Here is a 20715-nt window from a genome sequence, read left to right on the forward strand (position 1 = left end):
AAATTAGTAGATGCACCCTGATTAATTAACTCCCGACCAATTTTGGCCGGGTTTTTTTTTCGTATTGCAGCCAAAACCACAAATTTTCCCAAATTTTCGCAAACAGTCCGGAACAGGTGCACCTCGAACCGGAGACTAAATTAGTAGATGCACCCTGATTAATTAACTCCCGACCAATTTTGGCCGGGTTTTTTTTTCGTATTGCAGCCAAAACAGCAAAATTTCAATAAATCAAAAATTATCCGCGTTAATCTGCGTGCATCTGCGGTTAAAAATCAAATTTCTCCCGAACATCGTACTAGCCACTGGAAAGTAAATAAAGATGCACCCTGATTAATAAACCCCAGCCAATTTTGGCCGGGGTTTTTTTTGCTCGAAAGCTGGATTAGTCGATCGACCTACAACACTTCAAAAGACTGCACCTCAAGCACCGGGCCGATCATAGCAAACGTCATCACATCCTTGCGGACTTCACCTTTAACACTCACTTTCAAACCAGCTTTTTTCAAGTCAGAAGGAGCATCCTTAAGTTCGTAAGTTTCCCCATCTTGGCCAACCAATGCCCAAGTACCCGGGCCTAATCCTTTGCGTTCAATTTCACCTTTGACAGTAATACTCATGCCGATCGCACCTCTGTTTTAATTGCTAAACGCGCCAGTCCGAAACACAGAAAAGCATTGACAATTAAGAATGTTTGTGATATCAAACCTGTGCCCAATCCCCAGACTGTGGGAGAGACAAAAGCATTCACCGCTAAACTGCTGGCAAAACCGATCGAAATTGCGATCGCGATCCACTTCCACTGTTGATGTCCCAACAGCAAAGCAATCAAAACCCCCGGAATCAAAACGCTAGCAAAAAAGGGATTCAGCATACTGCTGCCATTAATTGCACCGCCGAGTTCTGGAATAGAACTGCCCATCACCCGCATCGGCCACTGCGGCAAGTCAAATACAAACAAGTTCCGCAAGAAAAAGAACCCAGAACTACCAGCCATCAAGCCGCCGGAAAAGCCCCAAGTCCACTGGAACGGAAAATAATTCCGCATAAAGAAAGCCAGCAGGTAAGAACCGAGCACCATTGCAATTTTAGGCAACAGGGCGACTGCGCCGCCGTCAATCCAAAAGCGGGGGTTGAGATAGCCGTTATCGCGCAGCCAGCGGAAGAAATCGCGGAAGTTGATTTGTCCGCGCTGGGCTAGCTGAACTGCTGCGGCTGCGTCTAGGTGTCCGGAACCAAAATGGTTTAACGGATCTTCAGTGACTGTTCGCGACGACTGCAAGAGTACGCTGCGAATTGCGTCTGGTTCTGTGATGCCGGAGGCCTTGACAAGGGCTGCAACGGCGGCAACGTGGGGAGAAGCCATGCTAGTGCCTTGGTAGCCTTCAAAGACTTCGGCGCCGGTTTCCGGGTCGATCGTACTTTGCAGGATCTTGCCCATTTCAGAACCGCCGGGGGCTGCAATATCAACCCCTGCGCCGAAATTCGAGTAAGAGGCTTTTTCGTCGTCGGGGCCGAGGGCGGAAACGCCGATGACGTGGGGATAGCGGGCGGGATAGGAAGCGGAACTGTCGCCGGAGTTGCCGGCGGCTGCGATGATGACAACGCCTTTAGAGTGGGCGTAGTCGATCGCCTCTTCCATTAACTGACTTTCACCGCCGCCACCGAGACTCATGTTGATAACATCTGCACCGTTGTCAGCAGCAAATTTGATCGCTTCGGCAATGTCGGAAACCGTGCCGCCACCGCTGCCGCTTAATACTTTTAGCGGCATTAAAGCTGCTTCGTAGGCGATGCCCGCAACGCCGTAATTGTTGTTAGTTGATTGGGCGACAGTACCTGCGACGTGAGTACCGTGGCCGTTGTCATCGTAGGCTTCGGCGCGATCGTTTACAAAGTCGTAGCCCGGTACAAATTTGGTTTCTTTTAAGTCAGCGACTGGAGTAATACCCGTGTCAATTATCGCTACTGTTGTGCCGCTGCCTTTGGTTTCGTTCCAGGCAGATTCTACGTTGATACTGCGGAGATTCCACTGCTTGGTATACATGGGGTCGTTGGGAATCTCGAAAGCGCTATATACGTAGTTCGGTTCAATGTATTCGGTATCTTTAGCCAAATTTGATTTTCTCAGGGCGTTTAGCAAAGTACGATCGCCCTTAACTACATATACATTGTCTGCCGCTGAGAATTCGCTGTTGAGTTGCGGTGCGACTTGGTACTGTTGGGCGATCGCATTTACTTCTTTCGCAATCTCAGCAGCACCCAAATCTTCGCGGAAATCCAGCACAATCGAGTCGTAAGTGCCTTGAGTAGCAAGTCCTGGGAAATTAGAAATCGCCCAGCCAAGCCCGATTAAAAATAAGCACAGAAGGAAAAACTTTTTCATTGCCGATCGTCCGTTTAGGGAAGGCGTGTTCACCACAATAACCCAATTTTCACCGCCAGCGCCAGTTTTCCTTGCTGCGACTTGTGGATATCTCCCACGCGAGCGTTTGGTAGTTTTCGGCAGTGGCTGTTGCTCGCTCAAAAATTGCTCTAATTTCTAGTTTAAATTGCAGAGCAAGTTTGAGGAGTTCAATTAATTGTATCATTAGAGAAGATGAGAAACTGAACAAGCGATTATTTTCAAAAAGGGTATTGCATGGAAAGAGGTTTAATGTGGCTGCCGCTGCTGGCAATTTTTATTGGGCTAGCTTGGGCAGGATGGAACGAGTATCAAAAGCTGGAAGCGTATCGCGTCTGGGCAGAACAATTCGCTAAAGCCAAGTACGATATTTATGCTGTACTCGGTCAGCAAGAAGACAGTTTAACTTGGGGAAAACCTACTCGCAGCGGGCCGGTAAATTTGCAAACTTTTTCTTTAAAAGACGTGCAATCGCTGCGGTTGTTAGTCAAATCTCAGGCAGTTGATTTAGATTCGCCACCGAATTCTGGGAGTCCAATCGCCCTCGAATTTTTGTTGAAAGATGCTCCTGCGGTGCAGGTTCCTTTTACAGAAATTCCTCTAGCGACTAAATGGGGAAAACACTTGCAGCAAGAATTGCAGCGCTTTAGGTAAAAACACTCTCCGGCGGGGCAGCGTATAAGATGTGAACTCTGCTGCTTTAAGTTACAAAAGTCTGTAAAACTGGTAGTAGAAATAGAACTTACGCAACAAATCCTTTGAAGTGTCATCTATAGAGGTACAGTACCCACGGATCACCCGGAGGACATGAGTTCTTGCAGTAAGTAGTAGGAGTAGTGTCCCAGTGCCTAACCCGCTCGTGTTCCGTGCGTACCTTAGAGTTAAAGTTATGAACCGCGCGTCCTAAAACAGCTAAATTGCCAGCCCCCCAATCTGCGGAATGCAAACACAAGAATTTTTACAGCGCTATCAACAGGGAGAGCGTAACTTTGGTCACATTGACCTCAGCGGCGCTAGTTTAAGCGGTGTTAACCTGCGAGAAATAGACTTCACTGGTGCTAACTTGACCGGTGCTAATTTGAGCTGGTCTTTTTTGAGCAATGCCAAGTTGATAGGGGCTTGTTTGCGCCGCGCGGATCTCCGCAGTGCGGGGCTAGCTGGGGCGAATCTGAGTGGGGCAAATTTGAGCGGGGCAAATCTTGCGAAAGCGGATTTGCGCCTTGCTTGTTTGGCAGCAGCAGAACTCAATTGGGCTGCGTTCCCCGAAGCGGATTTGGGCGGTGCTAATCTTCAAGGAGTTAAATCTGACCAGATTAATTTTGCCGGGGCTAAACTCGACGGCGCGAAGTTGATGGCGGCGGAATTGATGGAGGCGAATCTCAACCGCGCCAGTCTTGTTGGTGCTAATTTAACGGGTGCTAATTTGCGGGAAGCGCATTTGGTGGAAGCGAATTTGCGATCGGCAATTTTAATCGGTGTAAATTTGATTGAATCTGACTTGAATGGCGCTCAAATGCGATCTGCAAATCTGACGGGCGCTGACTTGCACCGAGCTGTGCTGGCGGGGGCGGATTTGACTGAGGCGGTGCTGGATAACGCTGATTTGAGTCGAGCTAATCTGGCAGGTTCTTATTTATTGAAAGCGAGTTTTAAGAAGGCGCTTTTGCTGCGAGCTAACCTGCAAGCAGTGTATTTGTTGCGGGCGGATTTGAGCGAAGCTAATTTGCGAAGTGCTGATTTGCGGAAAGCTGATTTGAGCGGCGCTTATTTGATGGATGCGATTTTGGGTGAGGCGGATTTAAGAGAAGCTTGTTTGATTGAGTGCCGTTTGATTCGGACGAATTTGGAGGGGGCGCAGCTTACGGGTTGCTGCATTCAAAATTGGCAAGTTCAAGATGTCGATCTGTCGAGGGTTGACTGCAGCTATGTTTTTACTGAATTTGATTATACTGCGAAAGTTGCGGCAAATCGCTTTCCGGTCAATCGCGATTTTGAGTCGGGGGAATTGGGGCGGCAGCATCAAGAGGACAGTTCTATTGTGAAGGTGTGTTTTGATGAACCTCCTAATTGGGAGGCTTTGGTTTTTACGCTGCGTCGGGTGGAGTTGGAAAGCCACGAACTCAAATTTAACGTTCAATTTTTTGACTCTGCGGGAGAACAAAATTTACTGAGGCTGAGCGCGAACCGTTTGGTGAACGGCAAGATTTTGGGCGATCGCATTTTGGAACTTTATCCAGATATGTTGGAAAAGGTTTTAGCCAAGGACGCTGAAATTTTGAGTTTGCTCGACTTGGGGGTTCCTAGTAACAGTGTGGAGTCGGTGGAACCGAGTCACAAGGAAATATTGCTCAGAAGACAGGAAATCTACCAGCGAATGGTGCGCCAAATTTCGTTTATTTTGATGTCTCAGACGCCGGATAAATTCTCCGAAAGCGTGCAGCGGCTGTTGGATTATTTGAAGCAGCAAGGTATCCCGACAGAGCAGATTCAAAAGAAAGTCATCAGTCAGGCGATCGTGCAGCGGGCGAAGCAAGACCCGGTGTTTCGGGAACAGTTGCTCACGTGGGAGAAAACGGCGTCCGATCGCGTTCGTGGTTCGATGATGGGGGAAGCGGTGCGGTATGCGATCGGCCTTTTGAGCGATTATTAACAGTTAATTGTTAACACTTGAAGCGGGCGGCCCGCACTTGTTCTACTGGGTCAGAAACTACAAGCCTCGTGCAGTATGCCAAGCAAGACCCGAATTTTCGGGAAGATTTGATCAGGTGGGAGAAAACGGCTTCGGATCGCGATCGGTGTTAGGTAATGGGGGAAGCGGTGCGGTTTGGGATGCCCTGTTGTGGGAATGAATACACACAAAATCTTACCCCCATTCAAAATCCTCCAACCGGATCTCGATTTAACGGTGCGGTTAATTAGGATATAGTTCAGTTTCCTCCTTCAAAAGCTTACACAACTCATCCAAATCTTTCTTACTATGTTCAATGAGTTTTTCACCTCTGTTCTCTAGGTACTCAATATTAGTGGGACTTGCGTTGTCGATTTGATCGTGACCATTATCGCTACTCAATTGAAGTTGAAAACGATAGTAGTTTCGGTTATTTTCTTGATCTTTTTTAGTCACCATTAGCTGAGCAAGTTCATAGGCAACCGATTCACTTTGACCATCTAGAACAACGTTAAGTAAGGGAATAGCCCATTTTATTTGACCCCAATTTTTGGCTTCTTTATACTTATATTTCTTAGTTAGTGAACCCGTACCCAAAGAAACAACAAGGGTCTCAGTACGTTGTAGTTCTTCACCCGTTTTTTTCTTGTAAGAAATCATCGCCTCCATCATTGCAAGTGAGGAAGGATTATTTGCAAAAATTCCGCCGTCTACCAAAGCGTAATATCCTTCATCGGTATGATGTCCCGTTTCGAGTTGGTAGGGTGGAAAGAATGTCGGTGCAGCAGAAGTTGCCATTGCTGCTTCCCACATTTTGAATCCCGTACATACTTTCCGGCTATCAAAACTCTTGATTTCCTCTGCGTCCCGATTGCTTGTAAAAAAAATTGGTGCTCTGAGTTCGATATCATAGCTGGGGATGAAAATTTCTCGTAATGCCTCTTCAACCTTAGCTTCACCTAAAAGATCCTTTAAAACTTGTTGCCTACCTTTTGGGTTGTGCTTGGGTTGTAACAAATCATCAATATCCCCTATAATATACTCATTAAAAATCTTTTGTCCATATTTGCGATAGAAATTTACAAGTTCGGCAGCGGTATACTCTGGCTCACTATTGATGCTAGAATCTGAGTTTTTTCTAGTTAAACCCAGTGCTAAAATTCCTCCGGTTGAAGTGCCTGCAATAAAATCAAACATTGTTGCTATGCGTTTTCCTGTGCGCTCTTCAATGTAGTTGAGAACGATCGCAGGAATAATACCCCGAATACCACCACCATCAATTGAGAGAATTCTTCTCTTGAATTTAGTACCCATCACACGTACTCCTTTAGATATTGCTTAAATTATCAACAGAAATGAAACAAACTCCTACAGCATCAAAATACCAACAGCCAAGCTCATCATATGGTTTCCGGTTGCATCGGAATAATCAAGTCGAGTCAACAGTTAACAGTTAACCATTCTGTTTTTTGACCCCGAGTTAACAGTCAACACTCAACAATTATTTCGCTCGTGCAACCGGAATTTATATGAATCCCACCCGTTATTAGTGCCGTAACTTGCTGAGGGCGTGCCACGTTTTGTAGCCGACAATTCCATCTTGCGGTAAAGCCTTGCTGAGTTGCAATTGTCGCACTGCTACATCTGTCATCGCCCCGAAGAATCCGTCAATGGAACCGAAATAGTATCCATTGATTTTCAAGACATTCTGAACAATTTTAACAGCATTACCAGAACTGCCCTTCATGACTACCGGCATATTCACAGGTGCACCAGAGTATAGTGCTTGCCAAGTGATAGGGCCGACAATCCCATCTTCTTGTAAAAAGACGCGGTGTTGATAGCCTTTGACGGCGTTGTGAACTTGGATGCCGAAAATACCGTCAATCGCCCCGGAATAATAACCCCAATGATATAGAAGCTGTTGTAGTTCCTTGACAGCTTGACCTGTTGAACCCCTTTGTAAAGTGGGTTTGTTTACTCCCGTTGTTTCAGCAAATGCCAGAGTTGATTGAGAAGTAGTTTCGGCGACGAGAGCCATAGTTTCATTGTTCAAGCTTCTTTCTTCGGTGTACATAATGTGGTTCCTCTCAACATTTAAGTTTTGGTCTTTGATATTTCAGGTATAACTGGTGGAATTTGTGGATGCACAGTAACTTTTTCGAGTGTCACTCATTTGAGTGTCACTCGTTTGAGTTAGTCCCAGTGTTAACTGTTAATATCACTTCCGGCTGCGCCGGAATGAGATACTGAAAGAATGTTAAGAGTGCAATGAAGACAAGTTATGCCTAAACATCTAAAGTTGGAGCTTCCTCAAACTCCAGAAATAAGAGCAGGCATGATTAATTTTCCGAGGTGTCTAAAGGATTGTTTCTACTTACCAGTCTTGGCTGCGTAGCCGGCGACCCGCTAAGGCCCGCACTTGCTCTTCTGCGTCGGAAACTGCAAGCGATCGCAACAAAGGCACAACTCCCGGATTTTCGGGATAATGTTCGATAATCGCTTCGAGTGCTGTAAATCTGGGGTTGTAAGGAAAAGAACCGTTTTGATTTTCAGGATCGCTCAAAGTTCGATCGCGCAAAAACTCAAACATTCCCGGCTCGTCTTTCCATCCCCGCATTAACTCTACCAGGGCGATCGCCCGCACCTGCGAATCTTCATCTTTTTGAGCTCTACTTTTGAGCCACTCGAAAGTTTGAGACTGATTTGTCCACCCGCGCGCTAAGTTTTGCAAAGCGATTTGCCTGACAGCGGGACTCTCATCGCCCTCTGCTTTAGCCTCTAGCAGCATCCAAGTTTCAGGATTGTCTGGCCAGTTGTAAGCGAGTTCAAGCACCGCCGCTTCCCTCACTAGCGCTTCCCCAGAATCGAGCTGAATTTTCAGCCAAGACAAGGTTTCCGGGGCGTCGGGCCACCCCCGCACGATCGATCGCACCAGCACGCTCAGCAGGTGAGAATCATGCTCCAACTCGACCCGGCTTTTGAGGAAAGGCAGCGTCTCGCCCCGGTGAGACCAGCGTTTTGCGATTTCTTCCACCGCAGTTTCTCGGACGTTCAGGTGTCTGTCTGACCCGGCGAGATTTTGCAACCAGCCAAAGACTTCGAGACTTTCTGACGCCAGTGTGGCGACAGCCTCCACTACTACTTGCCGCACAGTCCAGTAATCCTCGGAATCAGCTATTTTTTGCAGCAGGGGCAGGGTTTCTGGGTGGTCGGGCCAACCTGCGGCTATCTGTTGTAGGGCTATTTCGCGCAGGTCTGCGTCGCGATCGCCCAATGCTATATTTTTCAAAAAAGTCAGAGTTTGGGGGTTCCCAGGCCAGCCAGAGGCAATTGCTTGCACTGCTGAGCGCCGGACGCTCGAACTCGCGTCGGACTCGGCTTTATTCTTCAGCAGTGGGTAAATGTCTGGTTCATTGGGCCAGTGCGAGGCCAATTCTTCTAAGGCTGCTGTCCGCACTTCTTTACTGCTGTCGGATTCGGCTAGGGTTTTCAGCAGCAGGTAAACGTCGGCTGCGGCGGGCCAGCCTGCTGCCAACTCCCGCACCGCTACGGTTCGCAGGATAGAACTTCCTGTCTGAGCAAGGTTTTTTAGCAGGGAGGCGGTGCCTAAAAGGCTGTGCCAACCTCTGGCTATTTCTTGCCACGCACAGACTCGTACTCCCAAATTTTCGTCGGATTCGGCGACGGTTCTCAGCAGCAGCAAGGTATCTGTGCGATCGGGCCAATTAAATGCCAACTGTTCGAGTGCTGCGGTGCGAACTGCGGGACTTTGATCAAACTGAGCCAAGGCAGTCAACAGTGGCAAGGTATCGCTCGTGTCTGGCCAACCAAAAGCCATTTCTCGCACACAGGTCGATCGCACTGCCCAGCTTCTATCGGATTTGGCGAGGTTTTTGAGCATCAGGTAAATTTCTGGCTGGTCTGGCCAACCACGGGCTATTGCTTCGACTGCTGTGGCCCGGACTTCGCCACAGTCTGTGGAGTGAGCGAGTATTTTCAGCCAGGGCAGGGTTTGCGGGTCGTTTTTCCAAGTTTGGGCGATCGCCGCGATCGATCGATTGCGAATTTGATAAGTTTCCTGCAACTCTTGAGCGCTTTGATAAAGAATCAGGAAACCCGTACCGTATTGCGATAACTTTTTTAAAGCGCTTAACAGTTTTTTGGCGGTTTTTTTATTAACATCATTTTTAACTTTTAACAGGCATTGCGCTGCTAAAAACAAATTAATAAATTTTGCTTGTTGACCGTTTTGATCCGTGAGATATTCTATAATTTGGCTCGCTGTTTCTTTGTCGAGCTTAGCTGCAATTTCTCTGAGGACTTCGTGCAAAGATTCGTCCCGCCAGTGCTGGCCGAAAACTTGTATGTTGAGTTCGCCCCAAGTCAGTTGACCGATTTTGAGTTGGGCATGGATTAACTCTGCTACCGTCTGGGGATTATTTTCGGAAACAAGTTTTTTTAACAACATACCGATACCCTGCTCGCTGAAGTTTGTTTGCATTGACAATCCTCCCATCAGCTCGGATATTAGTTGAGATTTTTTTGAGCGAGCCTGGAGTATGGAGCCAATCGACTCTATTTTAGACGAAAAATACTGAGTCGGCAGGGCCCCAATGTAAAATCCGCCAGCACCCACAGGAATGTTAGGTGGTGGCGGATGGCGATCGAACAATTAAGCCGCTGAATTTAACTAACAGCTACTTGGACGCGATCGGCTACAACCCGAACCGCAAAAGTAGGAATCTTTACCGTTTCATCATCCAGACATTGCCCGGTAGTGAGACTAAAGTTTTGTTTGTAAATGGGAGAAGCAACTTTGAGAGTCCCGTTGCGATCGCCCACAATTCCCCGCGACAAAACAAAAGCTTTGCTAAACGGGTCGTAATTGCTGAGCGCATAAACTTCATCTCCGTTTCCCACTCGGAAAATCGCCACTTGTTCGCTTTTAACTAAAGCGCAAACTCCAGTATAAGCGGCGATCGCATCCAGAGAACACACATCTACCCAAGTAGTCACAGTATCCGAAACTTGTAATGATTGAACCATCTTCTTTTCCTGTTATTTTACTTCAATCTCGTTCCCCGTCTCCGGCTGGGAACGTAGGTTTCGAGGCTCTGCCTCGCCTCGCCGAAGGAGGCAGAGCCTCCCGGACTTCATTCCCAGGCAGAGCCGGGGAACGAGATTCTTGCTCCCTCCCCTGATTCAAGGGGAGGGCTGAGGATGGGTTATTCCGAAACTCCAGCCAGAGCCTTTTCATGTTCGTTAGCCGGCCGCGTTTGTCCCCGTTCCGCAACACGAACAATACTCGGATCGGGCAAATCGGAATTCACAAAATGCTGGAACCGCTGCACCTTTTGTGGGTCTTCAATCGTCGTTTTCCACTCACATTGATAAGTATTCACTAAATGTTCCATTTGCGCTTCCAATTCAGCACAAATGCCCAGAGAGTCCTCAATTATCACTTGTTTCAAGTATTTAATCCCGCCCTCAAGTTTGTTCAACCAAGTAGCAGTGCGTTCCAATCTGTCGGCCGTGCGGATGTAGAAAACCAAGAATCGATCGATATACTTAATCAAAGTTTCCTTATCGATATCCGTAGCCAGCAAAACCGCGTGCTGTGGCTTAATGCCACCGTTGCCGCACACGTACAAATTCCAACCATTCTCTGTCGCAATTATCCCAAAATCCTTGCTTTGAGCTTCCGCGCATTCGCGAGTGCAGCCAGAGACAGCAGATTTGAGCTTATGGGGCGATCGCAAACCACGATACCGCAATTCAACTTCGATCGCCAAACTCGTAGAATCCTGCACCCCAAAGCGGCACCAAGTGCTACCAACACAAGATTTTACAGTACGCAGAGCCTTACCGTAAGCGTGTCCCGACTCAAATCCCGCATCAATCAACCGACGCCAAATATGCGGCAATTGATCCACGCGAGCTCCAAACAAATCAATCCGTTGCCCGCCAGTAATCTTAGTATAAAGCCCAAAATCCCTGGCAACTTCACCCAAAACAATCAACTTATCCGGCGTAATTTCTCCCCCCGGTATTCGGGGTACCACCGAATAAGTACCGTCGCGCTGAATGTTTGCCAAAAAGTAATCGTTCGTATCTTGCAAACCGACGTGAGACTTCTCTAAAATATGGTCATTCCAAGTAGAAGCCAGCATGGAACCAACAGCAGGCTTGCAAATTTCGCAGCCCTTACCTTTGCCGTGTCTTTCAATCAACTCCTCAAAGGTTTTAATCTCTTGAGAACGCACTAAATGGTACAATTCTTGACGAGAATATTCAAAATGTTCGCAGAGATTATTTTTGACTGCAAACCCAGCTTTCTTCATCTCCGACTTGAAGATATCCGTCACTAAAGGCACGCAACCGCCGCAGCCCGTCCCAGCTTGAGTGCATTTCTTGACGCTGGCAACATCGGTTAAATTATGCTCGCGAATCGCTGCACAAATCTGCCCTTTGGTAACATTATTGCAAGAACAAATTTGAGCCGAATCCGGCAAACTGTCAACTCCAAAACCCGCCGATACTCCCCCTTCTCGCGGTGGCATTAACAAATCTTCGGGATGCGGCGGCAGAGCAATTTCATTTTGCATGAATTGCAGCAAAGTGCCGTAAGCCGAAGCATCTCCCACGAGAATTCCGCCTAAAATCCGGCTGCCGTCTTGATTTAAAACTAATTTTTTGTAAATGCCTTGGAAGGTGTCAGTGACAACAATTTCTTTAGCATCCCCCGACTTGGGAAAAGGATCTCCAAAACTAGCGACATCCACCCCCAATAATTTGAGTTTAGTGGACATATCCGCACCAGTAAAAGTGCTTGTGGGACTGGCATCTTGTCCGTCATCTGCTACACGGCTCAAAATATCTGCAGCTACGCTTGCCATTGTATACCCAGGCGCAACTAAGCCGTAGATGCGATTTTGATACAGCGCGCATTCTCCGATCGCATAAATGTCAGGATCGGAGGTTTGGCAGCTATCATTTATGATTATGCCACCGCGTTCTCCTACTTCTATACCGCAACTTCGGGCAATTTCGTCGCGGGGGCGAATGCCAGCAGAAAACACAATCATATCTGTTGCCAATTCCGAACCATCAGCAAACAGCATTTTAGTAACTTTGCCATCTTCGCTAACAATTTCTGTGGTAGATTTGCTGGTATGAACCGAAACGCCCAACTCTTCTATTTTGCTGCGGAGAATTGCCCCGCCAATCTCGTCAACTTGCACGGGCATCAGCCGCGGCGCAAACTCAACAACGTGAGTTTTTAAGCCCATATTTTGCAGAGCATTAGCACACTCTAGACCTAACAAACCGCCGCCAATTACTACACCTGTTTTGCAATTTTTAGCGTAATCGGACATCGATTCCAGGTCGTCAATTATCCGGTAAACAAAAGTTCCTGTAGCGTCTTTACCTTTAATTGATGGCACAAATGGATAGGAACCGGTCGCGAGAACAATTTTGTCGTAGGGAACTTCTAAACCGTTGGCTGAAGAGACTATTTTGTGTTCCCGGTTAATGGCGACTGCTTTGTCGCCGATATAAATTTGGATGCCGTTTTCTTGATAAAATCCCGGTGCAACTAAAGATAAATCTCCCGCTGTTTTGCCAGAGAAAAATCCGCTGAGGTTTACGCGATCGTAAGCAACGCGCGGTTCTTCACAAAAAGTAATTAAATTCCAGTGTTTGGCAGCATCCGAACTCACCATTAACTCCAGGAACTTGTGACCTACCATGCCATTGCCGATTACAATGAGGTTTTTTTTGGCTGTCATTAGAATCTCTTTTATCCCGTTTATCAGTCGTTGGATTTATTAATATAAGAATTTATTGTAAACTTTTGTACTTATATATACAAAAAATGGATGTTTATGCAATTGTCGAATACTCGCGATTGCATTTTTGCATGATGTGTGCGATTTTAGATTTTAGATTTTAGATTTTAGATTTACTCTACAGTTAATTCGGGTGGGTCAGTCGATTTTAGATTTTAAATTTTAGATTTACTCCACAGTTAAGTAGGATGCGTCAAGTAAGTCTTTTTGACAAAAGGATTAACATTTTACTGTGACGCAGCTTACTGTTTTATAATTTTTAATTATTATTTAAGCTCCCATACCCGAATACTGCTTCAAGCCCTGTCGCCAAAGCCAGCGATTCCACACAAAAAACACCGCACTCCAACCCAACATTACCAACAAACCGCGGCCTAAATCTACGGGCAATCCTATCAAGATTGAAGCGGGAAAATGAATCAAATAAGGAAAAGGCGTCCACAAAACTACTTCGCGCACGGGTGCGGGGAAAACTTCCAGCGGCGCGATAAGTCCCGATAAAAACAGGTAAATTAAAAACCAGAATTGTTCGATCGCACTTGCCCTCTCCAGCCAAAAAGCAAACAGCGCAAAGGTATACTGTATCAAGAACCGCAAGCAAAAAGCCAAGACGATAACCAACAAAAACAGCAAAAACCTGCCCAAACTCGGCAGCCAAAAAGCCTGCGGGTAAAGTGCAAAAAACAGCAGCACTAATCCGCATACAAAGGGCAGCCTCGCAAACCTTTCGGAAACGTGAGATGCGAAGTGGTGCCATACGGGATCGAGAGGCTGCAACAATCTATTAGATAGCCTGCCTTGCACTACTTCCTTTTCAAACTCCCAAATCACCCAAACTACATTTGTTTGCCTGACAATGAAAGCCGCTAAAAAATAACGGGCAAAGTCGATCGCATTCAGCCCAAATTGACCCGTTTCTGCCGCCTGCATCCAGACACCCATCAAGATAAACGGCAAAGCTCCCGACAGCGCCCACAAAAACAATTCCGCCCGGTATTCGAGCATATAAGCGTAGTAGGTAACTAGCAAAGTTTTAGCAATTTTGAGGGATTTTGTCATATCAATTGTAGATTTAATTTTTCGGTGTTAGCAACAGGTAAGATGCCCGTTCCACAAAACATTGAAAATTTAGTGGAACAGGCATCTTGCCTGTTCCATTTTTCGGTGTTAGCAACGGGCAAGATGCCCGTTCCACAGAACATTAAAACTTTAGTGAAACAGATATCTTGCCTGTTATGGAGAATGAACCCAGCCAAAAACATTACACTTTTCCCGTGCGAAAAACTCTACCAATTACCTCTTCAATTGGCGGATCGGTAACAGTCAAATCTATCACTTCCAACTCCGCCAAAATCTTCGCCACACTCACCGTCAGCTCCTCCCTTTTGACTAAAAACCGCACCGATTGTCCCTCAATAGATTCTACCTCTCCGTAAGTAAAAGCACTATCTTTTTCCAGCGGCTTAGCTAATTTTACCTGAACTTCCCGATAAGGTGCAAACCTGTCGAGCAATCCGTCCAAACTGCCATCATAAACTAATTGCCCTTCATGGATTAACAAAACGCGCTTGCACAAAGCAGTAATGTCAGCCATGTAATGGCTCGTCAACAACACCGTTGCTTGATAGCGCTCGTTATATTCTCGCAGAAATTGCCTGACGCTAAACTGTGCGTTTATATCCAAACCTAAAGTCGGTTCATCTAAAAATAATACCTCCGGCTGGTGCAGCAGCGCCGCCATCAATTCAGCTTTCATGCGTTCGCCTAAAGAAAGCTTTCGTACCGGCTGATTCAACTTGCCTTCTAGTGACAGCATCTCTGTTAATTCTCCGACTCGCCGTCGATAATCTGTATCGGGAATGCCGTAGACAGCGGCATTGATTCGCAGAGAGTCAAGCACGGGTAAATCCCAAATTAACTGCTGTTTCTGCCCCATCACTAAAGTGATTTTTTGCAGAAAATCTGCTTCCCGACGGAAAGGAGTACGATCGCACACACTCACCGTACCCGCAGACGGATAAATCAAACCAGTCAGCATTTTCAGCGTAGTAGTTTTGCCCGCACCGTTAGCACCGAGAAACCCCACGACTTCCCCCGGTTCAATACTAAAAGAAACGCCCTCAACTGCTTTGATATTGCGGTAAGTGCGACTAAAAAAGTGTCGCACTGTTCCTTTAAGTCCCGGTTCTTTAATCGCTACCGGATAAACTTTGCTCAAGTCTTCAACTAAGATAATTGGCATCGGCTCAAATTTTAACTTTTATTTTAATCTAGGGTATTTCCATCAGGCTTGTGCCAAGATGGAGCGATCGAGCTGTCTAGTAGGGTGCGCCAACGATTGCTCGATCGCGAGTCAGGAAGTAACTGTGTTCTGGCGCACCCTACTAAACTGTAGAATATTGCACAATATCCATGCTCACATCGCACAAAGTTTACAACTATGGTACTCACCCCAGATAATTCAGGCATCTCTCGTTTGGTAGGAGACAATTCTCCTGAAAATATTACACTTGCACCAGGACAACTTGCTAGTTTTCCTGGGGGACTTTGGATGGTGGGTGGCAATGATACTGTCAGGGGATCGTCAGATGCAGAACGGATTTTCGGCAACGATGGTAAAGACAGTCTGCTAGGCGGTGTCGGCAATGATTCTATTTACGCCGGCAAAGATGATGACGATGTTTTGGGAGAAACTGGCGACGATTTCTTGACAGGAGATAGAAATAGCGATTTCCTTGATGGGGGTGCGGGAAATGATTTGCTGCGCGGAGGACAAGGTGTTGATTTGTTACTGGGCGGTGACGGTAATGATACTTTAATTGGCGACAGAGATATCGATATTTACCAAGGTGGTGCAGGTAGCGATGTATTTGTTTTGAGAGTCGATCAAGCGGGAATCCGAGTAGTTGGAATTGAAGTTCCTGACGCGGTAATTGTGGATTTTGATAAGTCTAGCGATTCGATTGGCATTAGTGTGGAATTTACCAGCAGCAATATCTCATTGGAAGAGGTAAGCTATAGCTTGAACGATCCGAGATTATTGCTGATCGATCCTGCAAGTATAGCCGGTGGAACTAGCTTATTAGCTAAGGGCGGCATCTCCCAGCGAAGTCTCGATCCCGATGGCAACGGTCGTGTGGAAGCTACTAATATTAGATTTGGTTTTACTAATGCTTTGTTGGGTACTATGTTGAACGTGACCCCAGCCGATTTAAATGGTCGTTTTATTAATGCTAATTCTTTGCTTTAATTCGTTGCTTATATATCTTTAGTAGGGTGCGCTAGGCGCACCTTACCCATTAACCATTATCTAACTCACTGTCAAAACTGCGCGATAGCGTACTTGATTGTCGCGGACTTTCTGAATGGCTTCATTCGCTTGTGCGATCGCAAAAACTTCGACAATCGGCTCAATCTCAAACTTCTCTGCAATTGCCAGCATTTCATTAATCATAGCGCGACCGCCGATGAGAGAACTCACAATTCGGCGTTGCTTTACCAGCAGCGAAAATAACGGAATGCTCAAAGGTTCGTCGGGAACTCCCACAAAAGCAAGCGCACCGTTAGAATCGAGAAAATCAATGTACGGAACCCAATCTAAAGCAGCAGGAACAGTGCTCAACAAAATATCTAATTTGCTGCTGGGGGCTTGAGGAATTTCGCCTTTTCCTACTACAATAGCTTCGTCCGCCCCCATTTTATGTGCAAATTCTGCCTTATCTTGGGAAGTAGTAAAAACTGTAACGCGGTTGCCTAATTTTTTCGCAAATTGTACCGCCATGTGTCCCAAACCACCGATGCCGAGAATGCCAATTTCTTGCCCGGAACTCATCCCCGCATTTCGCAAACCGGCGTACACCGTAATTCCGCCGCACAACAGCGGCCCCGCTACGTTGGAATCGATGCCTTTGGGAATAGGAAAAGCAAAGCGGGAATCTACCATCAAATAATCGGCAAAACCGCCCGGGCCTGTAACAATTAATCCCTGGTTTTCATCGCAGAGATTTTCGTTACCCCGCAAGCAGTCGCAGCACTGCAAACAAGACGACCTTTGCCAACCGACACCAACGCGATCGCCCACTTTTAAATGAGTCACTTGCGGCCCTATTTCTGCCACTTCTCCGATAACTTCGTGGCCGGGAACGAGGGGATATTTGGCTTGACCCCAATCGTTGTCAATCATGTGCAAGTCAGAGTGACAAATGCCGCAGCTTAACACTTTTATAAGGCATTCATGTACTTTTGGAGGTTCGACATCGAATTTGTATTCTTCAAGCAATCCGCCTGTTTTTTTAACTGCTAGTGCTTTGATTTGCATTGTGTATTTCCTGGTTTGTTTGCCATTATAGTGTTCGGGCCGCTTTCCCAGTCTCTTTCTTTAGTTGTATATATTCAAGGGAAGCTTCAACTAGGAATCAGGCGCGTTACTAATAATTTGTCCGGTGCGCCCTGGGTACTTTACTAATTACCAATTATCCATTACTAATTAGTCTCACAACTTGCCTTTTTCCATTGCCCACTGCATCAAACCGGGGAACAACCGATAAGCTTCCGATGCCAAAAAAGCAGGGCCGACGGTAACTTCTGCACGCTGATTCTTCACAGCATCCCAGATAGCTTTAGCAATATCTTCTGGCTGAGTTGCCCACTCAGATTTCAGCATTTTGCTCATTTGCTGGCGGCGCAATTCGACTGCGGGTTCGTCTCGATCGCGAAATTGAGCTCTTTCTAAAAAATCGCTGTTAATCAGGCCCGGATGCACGGCGCAAACGTGAATACCTTGAGGCGCTAATTCCAATCGCAAAGTTTCTGTTAAACCGGTTACTGCATATTTGCTGGCGCAATAAGCAGTCATTTGAGGCAAAGGCATTTTGCCACCAATGGAACCAACATTGACTATTGTCCCAGTTTTTCGTTCCAAAAAATGTGGCAAGATTTCTTGAATTGTGTTAACGCAGCCCCAAAAATTGGTATTCATTAATTGCTGCCAGTCTTCAGAGGTAGTGTGCTCGATCGCCCCCGTGAGACAAATGCCAGCATTGTTAACTAAAACATCGATGTTGCCGCAGGCATCTAGGGCTTTTTGGACGATCGCGCGCACTTGTTGAATGTCGCCGACATCCCCCGGAATAGCTACAGCGGAAGTGCCTTCTCGCTGGACTTGAGCCGCTGCTGCTGCCAATCTCTCTGGCTGGCGAGCCACCATCACTACATCGTAACCTTTGCTTGCAAATAAAATTGCTGTTGCTTTGCCGCTTCCTTGAGAAGCGCCTGTAATCAAAACTGTAGGAGCCATAGATAGTTATAAATTGTAATATCAATTCCGGCTGAACCGGAATGAGTGTTGACTGTTGACTGTTGACTGTTGACTGTTGACTGTTTGAATAATACCGATGCAACCGGAAACGAGATGATTCGGACTTGTTTGATGTTGAATTTTGTAGGCGGGTTCGCAAACAATAATTGCCCGTAATATACAATTTTATCAACCCGCCCTGCCCCTACTATACATTAATATTTCTTGGATATGGGAATTTTTTAAGAATGGCGATCGGTTTTTTTTTAAACGAACCACGAAGACGCGAAGGACACGAAGGAAGAGAGGAGAAGAGAAGGGAAGAGAAAGTCTTCAGAAAGTGTTCAGCATTATGTGAAAATTGCTATATAAATTTTCCCAATGCCCAATGCCCAATGCACAATGCCCAATACCTAAAAAATGAATCTTCCGAAACAAGCACCTAATTGGTCGATCGCCCTAGTGTTAATTATCGGGGTTTTAGCCGTCTCAACTTCCTCAATCTTAATTCGGCTGGCTAACTTTTCAGCGGGGGCGGGCGGTTTGGGTTTCAGTCTGGTGCTCGCGGCCTCTCGTCTGACTTTATCTGCTTTAATTCTGCTTCCGGCTTGGCGAAAAATTCAGTGGAACGCCCTGCAACCGGGGGCTAGGCGCTATGCTGCTGCTGCGGGTTTGTGTCTGGCCCTGCATTTTGCCCTCTGGATAACCTCACTTTCTTATACTTCGATCGCCGCCTCGACTGCCCTCGTCACCACTAATCCTGTCTGGGTAGCGCTGTTGTCGCGCTTCTGGTTCGGTGAAAAACTTAGCAAACTGTCGATCACGGGCATTACTATAGCCCTGACTGGGGGAATGGCGATCGCTCTGGGAAGTGCGAGTGCAGCCGATGCTGGCAGCAGCCAACTGCTTGGCGATTTCCTTGCTCTGGCTGGTTCCTGGGCTGTCAGCTTGTATTTGCTGCTGGGGCGGGAAGCTCAGCGGCGGGGACTGGGAATTGGTGGCTATATCGCGATCGCCTATACTATTGCTGCGATCGTACTGCTGCCTCTCCCCTTCGCCTTCGGCACTACTTATACTAATTACCCCGACATTGTATATTTTTATATTTTGTTAACGGCCGCTTTGCCTCAGTTAGTTGGCCACACCATTTTGAACTGGGCCGTAATGCAGATTTCCCCAACTCTGGTAACTCTTGCCATCTTGTTTGAACCGGTTGGGGCGAGTTGGTTGGGTTATTTGCTGTTTGGGGAAGTGCCCGCGCCGGCGGTACTCGCAGGTGCTGGGGTGCTGCTGTTGGGGGTAGCAACCGCTACCGTCGGAGCAAAAAAAATTACTGTCAACAGTTAAGAGTTAACTGTTTTCGACATTGCCACTACACTTGCCGTGAGTCAGAATAAAACAAATTAGGGCTTAAAAACAAAAATAACTCGTCGCTTAAATATTGGTTCCAAACTCTCAAATGTCTGACTAATGACTAATGACTAATGACTAATGACTAATGACTAATAATACTCGGTTGCCTTTAGGAGAATAAAATTATGCTGCCAGAACAACTACAGCGGATCATCGGCTACTTTATCGAAGAAGCCACAGAACAGATCCAAATTATCGAACAAGGCTTGCAAGATCTGCAAAATACCGTGCCAGCTCCCCAAAGAATACACCAGCTCATCCGAGCCTCGCACTCGATTAAAGGGGGAGCAGCTATGCTCGGATTTAGCAGCATTCAGCGCATTGCTCATCGCTTGGAGGATTATTTAAAGCTGCTCAGAGAATGTCCGATCGCCATTGATAGCAGGCTAAAATCGCTCTTAAGCGAAGTTTTTGATATTTTAGTAGCCCTTGTGTCCAAGGTTTCTAAGGGTTTTGGGCTCAAGCACGAAGACGCAAACCAAATGCTCTCCCTCGTCGAACCGGTTTTTGACGAACTCGACGCTTACCTGAGATTGCGAATTCCCACTCGCCTGACGGTGAGAGCTACTACGGACGAACATATTCACGTTTTCTCCGGTTACTGCACCTCCCTGAGCGAATTTTCCTCGGCTATTGCTTCGGGCGTCGGTTTGCTGGGAGGCACTATTACCCGCCACGATCAGGATAGCCAGGGCCTACGCCTTTGTATTGACATTTACCTGCCGCCTTACACTAGGATCGAAAACATCCGCCAAGCTGTCGAATTCTCCGGCGCTATTATCGGGAATGTTCAGACGCAGCGCGACTTTTCGCTGCTGGCGACTGCGGATTATCCGGTTTACCAAAGTACGATCGAACCTCCCGCAATTTGCATCGGATGCCGCTACTATTACGGCAGAAGCGATGGCGGCTACCTGCTCAACTGCACGATCCATCCCCGCGGCCCGGAAGCAGAAGATTGTCGCGATCGCGAACCGGAATAAGCGCTGAAAACTCAGCCCTCAGAAGCACGATTTGTTTTCCGACAAACTATTCTGAAACCCATATTTTCCCTGATTTTTTTCACATTACCCCCTGCCAT

General features: G+C 46.8%; 18 protein-coding genes. 6 read left to right on the forward strand and 12 right to left on the reverse strand.

Annotated elements, in window-relative coordinates; genetic code table 11:
* Positions 1-398: 398 nt before the first annotated feature.
* From QT979_RS16205 to QT979_RS16215, 3 genes are read right to left on the reverse strand one after another with little or no spacing between them, the layout of a single operon-like run.
* A complete protein-coding gene (locus QT979_RS16205; protein WP_333085886.1) occupies positions 399-620 on the reverse strand; it encodes a hypothetical protein in 222 nt (73 codons plus the stop codon).
* Positions 617-2386: a S8 family peptidase gene (locus QT979_RS16210; RefSeq protein WP_333311013.1), complete on the reverse strand. Its 1770-nt coding sequence runs from the start codon at positions 2384-2386 to the stop codon at positions 617-619. The genes QT979_RS16205 and QT979_RS16210 overlap by 4 nt, the downstream gene beginning before the upstream one ends.
* Before the next feature lie 49 nt (positions 2387-2435).
* A complete protein-coding gene (locus QT979_RS16215; RefSeq protein WP_333075628.1) occupies positions 2436-2591 on the reverse strand; it encodes a hypothetical protein in 156 nt (51 codons plus the stop codon).
* A gap of 50 nt (positions 2592-2641) precedes the next feature.
* Here QT979_RS16215 and QT979_RS16220 point away from each other — a divergent pair, with 50 nt between their 5' ends.
* The 3 genes from QT979_RS16220 (at position 2642) to QT979_RS16230 (ending at position 5253) form a co-directional block, all read left to right on the forward strand.
* A complete protein-coding gene (locus QT979_RS16220) occupies positions 2642-3058 on the forward strand; it encodes a hypothetical protein (protein WP_333214361.1) in 417 nt (138 codons plus the stop codon).
* Positions 3059-3344: 286 nt separating this feature from the next.
* Complete coding sequence (locus QT979_RS16225; protein WP_333311015.1) at positions 3345-5054, forward strand: pentapeptide repeat-containing protein; 1710 nt, start codon at positions 3345-3347, stop codon at positions 5052-5054.
* Between the two features lie 7 nt (positions 5055-5061).
* Positions 5062-5253 (forward strand): hypothetical protein, encoded by a 192-nt coding sequence (locus QT979_RS16230; protein ID WP_333311017.1) that lies wholly within the window; start codon positions 5062-5064, stop codon positions 5251-5253.
* 62 nt (positions 5254-5315) lie between these two features.
* On the opposite strand, the gene QT979_RS16235 is transcribed toward QT979_RS16230, so the two are convergent.
* From QT979_RS16235 to QT979_RS16265, 7 genes are all read right to left on the reverse strand, one after another.
* Positions 5316-6386, reverse strand: coding sequence for a patatin-like phospholipase family protein (locus QT979_RS16235; RefSeq protein WP_333214365.1), 1071 nt, complete (start codon positions 6384-6386; stop codon positions 5316-5318).
* A 232-nt stretch (positions 6387-6618) separates the two neighbouring features.
* Complete coding sequence (locus tag QT979_RS16240; RefSeq protein ID WP_333214367.1) at positions 6619-7149, reverse strand: peptidoglycan-binding protein; 531 nt, start codon at positions 7147-7149, stop codon at positions 6619-6621.
* 300 nt (positions 7150-7449) lie between these two features.
* Positions 7450-9576: a HEAT repeat domain-containing protein gene (locus QT979_RS16245; protein ID WP_333311019.1), complete on the reverse strand. Its 2127-nt coding sequence runs from the start codon at positions 9574-9576 to the stop codon at positions 7450-7452.
* Positions 9577-9761: 185 nt separating this feature from the next.
* Positions 9762-10121: a nitrite reductase small subunit NirD gene (gene nirD, locus QT979_RS16250; RefSeq protein WP_333311021.1), complete on the reverse strand. Its 360-nt coding sequence runs from the start codon at positions 10119-10121 to the stop codon at positions 9762-9764.
* Positions 10122-10300: 179 nt separating this feature from the next.
* Positions 10301-12865, reverse strand: a complete 2565-nt coding sequence (nirB, locus tag QT979_RS16255; protein ID WP_333311023.1) for a nitrite reductase large subunit NirB — start codon at positions 12863-12865, stop codon at positions 10301-10303.
* Between the two features lie 330 nt (positions 12866-13195).
* A complete protein-coding gene (locus QT979_RS16260) occupies positions 13196-13984 on the reverse strand; it encodes an ABC-2 family transporter protein (protein WP_333214375.1) in 789 nt (262 codons plus the stop codon).
* Positions 13985-14186: 202 nt separating this feature from the next.
* On the reverse strand, positions 14187-15167 hold the full coding sequence (locus QT979_RS16265) for an ATP-binding cassette domain-containing protein (RefSeq protein WP_333214377.1): 981 nt from the start codon (positions 15165-15167) through the stop codon (positions 14187-14189).
* A gap of 198 nt (positions 15168-15365) precedes the next feature.
* Between QT979_RS16265 and QT979_RS16270 the strand changes: the two genes are divergently transcribed.
* Positions 15366-16175 carry a calcium-binding protein gene (locus QT979_RS16270; protein ID WP_333311025.1) on the forward strand — a complete coding sequence of 270 codons (810 nt, stop codon included), beginning with the start codon at positions 15366-15368 and terminating at the stop codon, positions 16173-16175.
* Positions 16176-16235: 60 nt separating this feature from the next.
* Here the strand turns inward: QT979_RS16270 and QT979_RS16275 are convergent, their stop codons facing one another.
* The gene (locus tag QT979_RS16275; RefSeq protein ID WP_333216096.1) at positions 16236-17243 is read right to left on the reverse strand and encodes an NAD(P)-dependent alcohol dehydrogenase; all 1008 of its coding nucleotides are present in this window, start codon (positions 17241-17243) and stop codon (positions 16236-16238) included.
* A 174-nt stretch (positions 17244-17417) separates the two neighbouring features.
* Positions 17418-18221: an SDR family oxidoreductase gene (locus QT979_RS16280; protein ID WP_333216094.1), complete on the reverse strand. Its 804-nt coding sequence runs from the start codon at positions 18219-18221 to the stop codon at positions 17418-17420.
* 420 nt (positions 18222-18641) lie between these two features.
* On the opposite strand from QT979_RS16280, the gene QT979_RS16285 reads away from it, so the two are divergent.
* Together QT979_RS16285 and QT979_RS16290 are read left to right on the forward strand one after the other, a co-directional pair.
* Positions 18642-19568, forward strand: coding sequence for a DMT family transporter (locus QT979_RS16285; protein WP_333216092.1), 927 nt, complete (start codon positions 18642-18644; stop codon positions 19566-19568).
* Between the two features lie 191 nt (positions 19569-19759).
* Positions 19760-20617, forward strand: coding sequence for an Hpt domain-containing protein (locus QT979_RS16290; protein ID WP_333216090.1), 858 nt, complete (start codon positions 19760-19762; stop codon positions 20615-20617).
* Positions 20618-20715 lie beyond the last annotated feature (98 nt).

It is taken from the genome of Microcoleus sp. w2-18bC1, assembly GCF_036700365.1.
Classification (GTDB): Bacteria; Cyanobacteriota; Cyanobacteriia; order Cyanobacteriales; family Microcoleaceae; genus Microcoleus.